The sequence below is a fragment of the Spirochaetota bacterium genome (genome assembly GCA_040756435.1).
GTDB lineage: Bacteria > Spirochaetota > UBA4802 > UBA4802 > UB4802 > UBA4802.
The window spans coordinates 68,861-77,500 of record JBFLZD010000004.1 but is presented as its reverse complement, the minus strand read 5'-3'; the positions used below and the strand labels follow the sequence as shown (position 1 = coordinate 77,500).

Here is an 8,640-nt window from a genome sequence, read left to right as displayed (position 1 = left end):
TCATGTGGGAGAGTTGCTTAAAGTGTTCTGAAAGCTTTTCTTTAAATATACTCGCTTTATTTTAGTTCGTCAAGTTTTTCTTACAAACTTTTCGTTTTTTTTAAAGCTTTCTTTAAGAAATTTTTTATACGATGGTTAAAAAGAACACGTCAGCTTCTATCGTTAAGCGATATGTACATATAGTTAAACACTATTGTACTGTCAAGCTTTTTTAAAAAAAATTCTTTTATTTAAAGAATTTTTTTTATTTTTTTTACATCCTCATTTAAATGCTAACAGAATGTAATGCTTTGAATTAATCTTATATTACCATACAAAATTAACTATATAATTGTCAACAATAATTATAAAAAAATTATAATTTTTCTATGAGCTATCGCTTATAATATAATTTTTTGAAATATGTTTGCCATACTATTACAATTATTAATGAATGGGTATAATACACTAACGGTTAAGAGTTTATATCATGATCAGTTTTGACTTAGAATGTTGTAATGGGCATAAATTTGAAGGATTTTTTAAGGATTACAATGCCTTTGATGATCAGATGAAGGCAGGCCTTGTTGAATGCCCGTTGTGCAATTCGCGTGAAATAAAAAGACTTTATACCGGATGCTCGATCCAGACAAAGAGCTCAGTACTTGAAAAAAAGCAACCAACCTTTTTTGAAATGGTCCGTATGGTTGAGTCTTACATAAAAGAACATTTTGAAAACGTTGGTGACAGGTTTCCTGAGGTTGCACGTGCAATATACTATGGCATGGAAGAAGAGCGAAATATCTATGGTAATGCATCTAAAGATGAGATGAAAGAGCTTATGGAAGAGGGAATTCCTGTATTACCTTTGCCCAAAATTAATGATATAGAAAATTAACCGCAACTATCTACGCATATTGAAAAGAGAAAATATACATAAACCAATATATACAACCGATATAACAATATTGATATAGTACCCATAGGCTAATTCATACGATTTAGCCCTGGTGATAAGATTACCTACAGGTAGATATATCATCCACATTAAATAGTAAACAATGACAATAAGCCTTGTTATTAATATCCAGCGTTTTTGTACTAAGGTTGAAATTACCATTATTATGATAATACCAATAAAATAAACAGCCAGTGGGTTATTAACGTAATACCAGCTTTCAAAAATATAAAATCGAGCAATGGGTAAAATGGGTATGATAACTGATACTATTGAAAGCAAAATAATTATTTTTTCCTGTATTTCCAGCTCCCGAAAAATTCCAACACAATATTCCAGCAATCGCATCAAAATATCAGCTGCCCAATTAATAAACTTCAAGATATACGATAGTAGCTTTGCAATAAAGTCTAAAATCAAATCCAGCATACGTATAGTCCTTTTTGTGTTATTTTCCTGTAAACCTTAATCACTTCTTAATATAAAAATTAATTGACTTAATTACCAATATGCCCTTTGCTTGACTGTATCAACGTATATGCAATGGGGCTGTAGCTCAGCTGGGAGAGCGCTAGAATCGCACTCTAGAGGTCGTCGGTTCGAATCCGATCAGCTCCAATTGTATTACATTACTGTTTTTGGGTTTCTTTCACTGGTTTTATCAAAAAAAGCTCATTCCTCTTACTCAGATTAATATCCTTAAATGAATCTTTAGCTATAAACTCATTATAATAATGTGAAGCTGAATTGCTGGTTATGCTGGTTGATAGAGATAACCGGTGAACTATTTTATCCATATAGAAACAACATGTCGTTACGGTATCAACACTGAAGTTTTTTTGCCTGGAAAGTGAACGGTATATAGTAGTATCACAGCCATCAAATGCTATTGTTTTCTTCTTTGCCATTACATTTTTAACCAGTGAACCTGAATCAAGATGATGTATTGTTGCACTGTGAACTTTGCCCCACTTCCATTCGTCAATATATGGGCCAATTGTATAATTGAAAGGTTTCAGCGAATGTAAAAATGCCCTGTCAAAAATTATATCCCGCGATTCTATCTTTTCCAGAGTTGCTATATCTTCAAAATAGATTGACTTATCTTCTTTAAAAAGCCTTTGAAATTCTGGTTCAAAAATCGTAAAGTGTATCAACATATTCTCTACAGCATAGGGCAACTCATCTGCAAATGTTTCCTGTATCATTTCAGCAATAATTGCATTAAAGAGCGTGGGAGCTACCTCATTGCTTCTCATGTTTAAATCCCAATCTCTAAAATAAACCTTTGCTAATTTAGCAGATGTAATGGGCATCTTATCCAGCAAATTATTTATAATAACCAGATATTCCTTAGCATCAGGGTATGCAACGCTATACAATATTTTTTCAATATCCTTATATTGTATTTCATTGTAGTGCGACAGTTCATGGTACAGTGATGACAATCTCCCTATATTGTTAAACACCATAACACGCTTGAGAGCCGGTGATGGATTTTCAACAAATTCACTCCCGGCAATACACATATCAACCTGTTTGATTTCAAATATACCAGGAGCATTTTTTGCCAGTAAAGCCTTATCAGGGCTCACCAATACCGCTTCATCATCCAGCATGGCAGTTCCGGTAACAATCTGATATGCCCTGGTATCATCCTGCACAACAAATACACGTGGCTGTCCTTTATATTTCTGAACGATTTGTATTACATCCTGTATTGAATTTGCAAAAGCAACATCAAGCATTGACTCAACATACCCTTTTCCAGGTGATATATACGATATTGCAACGATTGCATCTTTCAGATTATATTCAAAGGCATCAGATATAACCGGGCCACTGTCGGTAAACCTTGATACACAGTGCGATGTATCAGGTTGACATTGCAATTCCTTATACTCCATAGCACTGGTATAGAATAGTACATTATTTCGTGTCTGTGTTTGATATTTGCAAAACACCTGACTGTCAGCAAACAATGAGAATGATGCATAGCGGAGTGTATCAGTTTTTGCTGCAACAACATACGGCAATCCTGCAAACGTATACCCTTCAATAACTTTGCCACCAACCTGGAAATTCACAGGATATATCAGAGGATATAGGGAAACACTATGCTCATAACTTGAACACAATGTAGCAGCATCAGTATACATCATCCGTGATGGGATGGCAACAGCATACCCTCTTGTATAGGAACCATATAGCCCAAAAATTGACGCAATAAGCTGTTGCAGTTGTTTTATCTCTTTGATAATAGTATAATCCTGCTTTCTGTAGCTATGGACAATTTTTTTATTGGCTAATTCACGGTAAAACAGTGGAAAATCCTTATCCTCAACGGGAAAGAAAAGTTCACTATTTGTAACAAACGCATTACAAAATTCTAAAAACAGGGAAATACAAACAATATCGTTAACATCCCACCGTGTTTTATTTTTGCTGGCATGCCCCATTTTAAATTTATAGGTATTGATACCATCTACATACTTTTGCAAAGATTGTATGTACTGTGGCGATAGTTCCGACAATATAGCCTTTGCTTTCAATGGCAACCCTACAGCTTTGACCAGCCTGTCTATTCTTTCGTATTGAGACAAACCATTCTGAGCACTTGTACCAGTTGCAAGACTTTGTAAAAACTCCATTTGCGCAAGCCTATCCTGTGCATGAACAACTCCTAATGCAAATACTGCATCATCACGGTTTTCTGCTACAATCAGCGGATAGCCTTTATCAAGTCGATAAATAGCTACAGGAAAAGCAACACCTTCGGTTATGGTATCCTGATACGAAACAGGTAATAAATAAAGCCGGTAGATGCCAATTGCCAGTAGTATAACTGCAACAGTACCACCTGCAATAAGTAAAAGAGTTTTCCTGGTCATACGGTTTACCACCCATTAAAATTCAAAGACAAGTGCCCCTAATCTACTTTCCACCTCTTTTAAAATACGTTGTTCATCATTCTGGTCCTTTGCCTCAAACGTAGCTGAAAAGCGGACAAAACTACCTACATCATCCCATGGCACAGAGGATATCAGGCACTCTTTGATTAAATATTGCGAAAAACTTTCTGCATTGTCAAAAACAATTCCACTTTTTGTTTTCTTTGGTGCCTGCACATACAGATAAAATGTACCACCCGGCATATGCGCATCAAAGCCCAAACGCTTCAAGGTTGTAACCAGTGATGACAGTCTTCTTTTATACTTTTCTTTTATTTTTTCAGTTAGTTCAGGATGTTCTAAGGCAGTTATTGCCGCTTTCTGAATGGCCTTGAATTGTCCTGAATCATAGTTATCCTTTACATTTGCAAATGCTTTTACTACAAGAGGGTTTCCCGCAACAAAAGCCATTCGCCAGCCTGTCATATTAAAAGCTTTTGATAGTGAATGTATTTCTACTCCAACTTCTTTTGCACCGGGAATGCTTAAAAATGATAGTGGCTTCCCATTATAGGTCAATGCTGCATACGCAGCATCCTGTACCACTACTATCTTATTTTTAAGTGCAAATTCAATGACTGTTTTATAAAAATCTTCCGTGGCCACTGCTCCCGTTGGGTTATTGGGGTAATTTATAACTAGAACTTTTGCCTTTTTTACAATATCTGCAGGGATTGAATCTAAATCAGGCAAAAAATTATTCTGCTTTAGTAGTGGTATATTATATACTTTTCCGCCATACCATTCTGTATGAGTGCCAAAAACGGGATACCCGGGAACTGTCATTAAACATACGTCACCTGGATTAATAAATGCTGAAGGCAACATGGCCAGTGCTGGCTTTGAACCAATTGAGTGATTGACCTCTGTTTCAGGATCTATCTCATCAACTCCAAATACTTCTTTTAAATATTTAGCTGCTGCATACTTAAATTCAGGAATACCATTATCCGCATACCCACGGTTTTCATGTTTGTAGGCTTCTTTACAAAGAGTTTCAATTACTATATCAAATGCTTTCTCATCAGGTTCGCCAACACCTAAATCAATGAGTTCTTTCCCCGGATTATTCTTGAGAGCTTCACGCTTAGCCATTTTAATTTTTTCAAATTTATAGATTTTTTCAACTTTTCCAAATTGGCTACCACCTATCCGCTCTGCAAATAACTCCTGAATATACGACTCCATAGATATCTCTCCTTAAAAACAGTATAGTATAGTTATTCTGCTATAGAAATATTAGATTCTACCAGCTCCACAGCATATTTATTGCCTGGAAGTTTTAAAAATCTGCTGAAACGACCAATAACGTATATTGTATCACCCGATTTTAACCGTGCAACTGACGAAAAATCTTCTTCATTGCGCCAGTTTCTTGTATAGATATAGCAATCTATAGGCCCTGAGCTGTGTTCTACAGTTGCTATCACACTGAATGTATAATCAATGTTTATGGAATTACCAATTTGTTTTACAATAGCTTTATTTACTTTAACCCGTTTTCTTTCTAGCTGTTTTAAAAGTAGAAATCCTTTAGCAGGGTTTTCAGCTGCATCAATTTGAGCTTTTATTGCAATTACTTCATCAAAAGAATATGACGGAATCCAGAACTTCATTGATGTGCATCCCGTAATAAGTATTAATGCCATAATAATGTATTTATTAATGTTCATCATAAACTCCTCTGAAAATAGAATGACAATACGGACTTACAAAACAATTCACCATAACAGGTTGTCAAGAATAATACGCAAAACAGAATTTTGTCAAATAAGTTATTGGTTTTTTAAGAAAAGTCAAAGGATACATTTACGAAGGAAATGAAGAAGCTATTGTTATCATTCTTTCTTTTTCTGTGATTTGATAGTATTATCGGTTATAGCTGTATAGCTATCTAAAATTTTGTACATTTCCCAGAATGAAAAGAACAGCGTGAGCAAAATTGGTCCTATAATTATTCCCGGTAAACCAAATGTCTGCAAGCTCCCCAGTAACAGGAAGAATAGTATGAGGGGATGAAATTTCAGCTTCTCGCCAAAAACCACTGGTTTCAGCACGTTCTCAAGCAGAAGATACCATCCCAAACACCACAGGGCTATAATCAGTGCTTTGACAGGGCTACCTATCGCCAATAAATACAATGACGCTGGTAACCATACAAAACTTGTGCCAATAACTGGTATAAGTGAAAAAACAGCAGCAATACTACCCCACAGTACCGGCGTTGAAAGACCCACAATCACAAATCCAATACCCACTAACAAACCCTGTAAAATCATTATCATGAAATTGCCAGCTAAAAGAATTCGGACCACCACTTTCAGTGTATCAACCATATCACGCTCTATGTCATTGGGGAACGGTAATATTGTATAAATGCTTTTTTCAAACCGCTCGCTATCTTTGAAAAGAAAGAAGAGTATGAGTAACATAAAGAAAAAGTTTATAGAAAAACGAATTGAAAAAGTGAGCAATGTGGTAAGGTTTGAAAATAGTGTCAATGACATGTCCTGCATGTAGCGGACAATGCGCTGAAAAAGCTCATCCTGTGTGATATTAAAGTATTTCAGAGTTTCTTTCAAAAGCTTGCTGTGCATAAGGTATTGCTTGAAAACCTTTGGATCAAATTGCAACTGCAAAAAATTATAAAACTCCAAAACCTGATCACTGAGGCTGATAAGCAGAATAAACGTGGGAATGAGTATGGTAAGAATAATGAGCCCTACCATAGCAAAGCTTGCAAGCACTTTACTTTTTATGTATTGTAGTAACCAGGTATAGAGAGGCTTTAATCCAATATAAAATATAATAGCAAACAAAAAAGGCCAGAAATAATACCGGTAAATATACGCAATACCGGCAATAAGTCCAAGGAATATCACCCAGAATATTGCTGTTAACCTTTTACTCTGCACCACAATCTTGTATGAATCCCGTGGTATCATGCTTTTTTAAAACCCTTCTTTAAAGGTATTCATTAGCTCCTGAAATTAAAATGTATCGGCCTGCTACTGACAGGCCGATACCAGCTGATACATCAGCTAACCTACAATACTACTTCGTGAGATAATGTGATAAATCCGTTGCAATTCGGTTAATGGCATGTTCTAAATATGCCTCATCGGATATCTTCTTCCGATATTCCAGGATCTTTGGTGATACTTCTTTAGCAATTTTCTTCTTTATCTCACGATCCTCCTTGTTCATGAGACGTTTCATATCGTTACCCCTTTTCTTGGTCACCTGTCCCTCCTTGAACAGGTTAGCTGACCTCATATAAACAATCGGTTGAATTGCAATTTTATATAACATTTTTTTACCTATATCTTCACGGTTGCCTAAAACTATTCTTCTCTTAAAAACAGAATGGAGTGCTACATGACATTTTGGAAGAATTTACTACCTTAAGGATTGGGGAAGAATTCGCTTCTTTAAAAAATGTTATCTTGAAGAAATACAATAACTGAAGAATCTTGTTTTAATACGTTTAGGTCTTTCATTTTGCTTGCGTTAAAACGAATGATATCAAGTCTATGCAAAGAAGAACGTATTTGATTTGACGGTATTTAAATATAAACCACAATGACAGTAAACTATACGTCAAAGAATGGTATTGTTACAGCAATAATTCCTTAAAAAATTTCATAATGAAAATAGTGTACACCCCCGCCGCATTCGGCGGCGGGGGTGTACACTATTTTATATTTTATTAAAATTTCCACATTTAAGAATAATGAGTGATATTTTTATGAAATAACAAGCAATGGTGTTAACGAAAAATATTCAAGGAATGATTATTGGAAGTATGGACACTATTATAACCAGGTTTATCATATTTCAGCTATGTATCTGGATACCTATTATTACAGGAGCATACTTTTCAGGTAAAAAACATTTTGATGTACAAACATTGTCAAAACGTCTGATTACCATAAACCTTATAAGCCTGGAATCTTTTATTGTACTGTGGACAATATGGGGCCTTGACCTGACTTTTGACTTTATAGTTCTCCCCCTTGCAGGTTTTGTCCTGGTTGGTATTGGGCTTGTAGCTGGCATAGTGGCAAGTACCCTGGCTCAATTTAAAGGAATACAAAAACATACTTTTATAATCAGCTCATCCCTTGCAAACCATGGTTTTACCATGGGTGGCTTTTTGTGCTATCTGTTTTTAGGGGAAAAGGGCCTTGCACTGTCATTTATCTTTATTATTTACTTTATGCCCTATGTGATAATGGTTATATTTTCATATGCACGACATGTTGGCATCCGCACTCCATTTTCCCTGATGAGCTATATTCTCACACCTCAGAATATGCCACTGTATGCAGTATTTGCAGCACTGCTTCTTCATTATTTTGACATCAAACGTCCCCACATTACCATACCCCTTGATGTCATGCTTGCACTCTCGTTAACCATTTATTATTTTTCAATGGGCATCTATTTTAAATTCAAGGATATCAAGGGTTTCTGGAAAGCACATATAATGCTTGCTTCAATAAAATTTATTATTGTACCGCTGGTCATGTATTTTTTACTATTGTTACTACAACTATCACCTGATATCAAAATCGTAATGCAGCTACAATCTTTTATGCCTGCAGCAATTTATTCTGTTATTACATCCATATTATTTAATTTAGATAAGGAAATGGCAACCAGTATGTTTGTTGTCAACACAATTGTTTTTTCAGTGTGTATTATGCCATTGCTTTTTTTCATTTTCTAATATAATGTCATTCTGTATAC

The 8,640-nt window shown here is 35.3% G+C and carries 8 protein-coding genes and 1 tRNA gene; 3 read left to right on the top strand and 6 right to left on the bottom strand.

Going from position 1 to position 8,640, the window contains the following annotated elements; genetic code table 11:
• The first annotated feature begins 469 nt into the window (after positions 1-469).
• Complete coding sequence (locus AB1444_02325) at positions 470-877, top strand: DUF1178 family protein (protein MEW6525488.1); 408 nt, start codon at positions 470-472, stop codon at positions 875-877.
• A 6-nt stretch (positions 878-883) separates the two neighbouring features.
• Here the strand turns inward: AB1444_02325 and AB1444_02320 are convergent, their stop codons facing one another.
• Positions 884-1,366, bottom strand: a complete 483-nt coding sequence (locus AB1444_02320) for a hypothetical protein (GenBank protein ID MEW6525487.1) — start codon at positions 1,364-1,366, stop codon at positions 884-886.
• 116 nt (positions 1,367-1,482) lie between these two features.
• On the opposite strand from AB1444_02320, the gene AB1444_02315 reads away from it, so the two are divergent.
• Positions 1,483-1,555, top strand: a tRNA-Ala gene (locus AB1444_02315).
• Between the two features lie 11 nt (positions 1,556-1,566).
• Here the strand turns inward: AB1444_02315 and AB1444_02310 are convergent.
• From AB1444_02310 to AB1444_02290, 5 genes are all read right to left on the bottom strand, one after another.
• Positions 1,567-3,828: a penicillin acylase family protein gene (locus AB1444_02310; GenBank protein ID MEW6525486.1), complete on the bottom strand. Its 2,262-nt coding sequence runs from the start codon at positions 3,826-3,828 to the stop codon at positions 1,567-1,569.
• Positions 3,829-3,843: 15 nt separating this feature from the next.
• Positions 3,844-5,076 carry an LL-diaminopimelate aminotransferase gene (locus AB1444_02305; GenBank protein ID MEW6525485.1) on the bottom strand — a complete coding sequence of 411 codons (1,233 nt, stop codon included), beginning with the start codon at positions 5,074-5,076 and terminating at the stop codon, positions 3,844-3,846.
• 32 nt (positions 5,077-5,108) lie between these two features.
• Positions 5,109-5,561 (bottom strand): hypothetical protein, encoded by a 453-nt coding sequence (locus AB1444_02300; GenBank protein ID MEW6525484.1) that lies wholly within the window; start codon positions 5,559-5,561, stop codon positions 5,109-5,111.
• 165 nt (positions 5,562-5,726) lie between these two features.
• Positions 5,727-6,833 (bottom strand): AI-2E family transporter, encoded by a 1,107-nt coding sequence (locus tag AB1444_02295; protein ID MEW6525483.1) that lies wholly within the window; start codon positions 6,831-6,833, stop codon positions 5,727-5,729.
• A 109-nt stretch (positions 6,834-6,942) separates the two neighbouring features.
• Complete coding sequence (locus AB1444_02290; GenBank protein ID MEW6525482.1) at positions 6,943-7,131, bottom strand: hypothetical protein; 189 nt, start codon at positions 7,129-7,131, stop codon at positions 6,943-6,945.
• A gap of 562 nt (positions 7,132-7,693) precedes the next feature.
• Between AB1444_02290 and AB1444_02285 the strand changes: the two genes are divergently transcribed.
• Positions 7,694-8,620: an AEC family transporter gene (locus tag AB1444_02285; protein MEW6525481.1), complete on the top strand. Its 927-nt coding sequence runs from the start codon at positions 7,694-7,696 to the stop codon at positions 8,618-8,620.
• Positions 8,621-8,640: the final 20 nt, after the last annotated feature.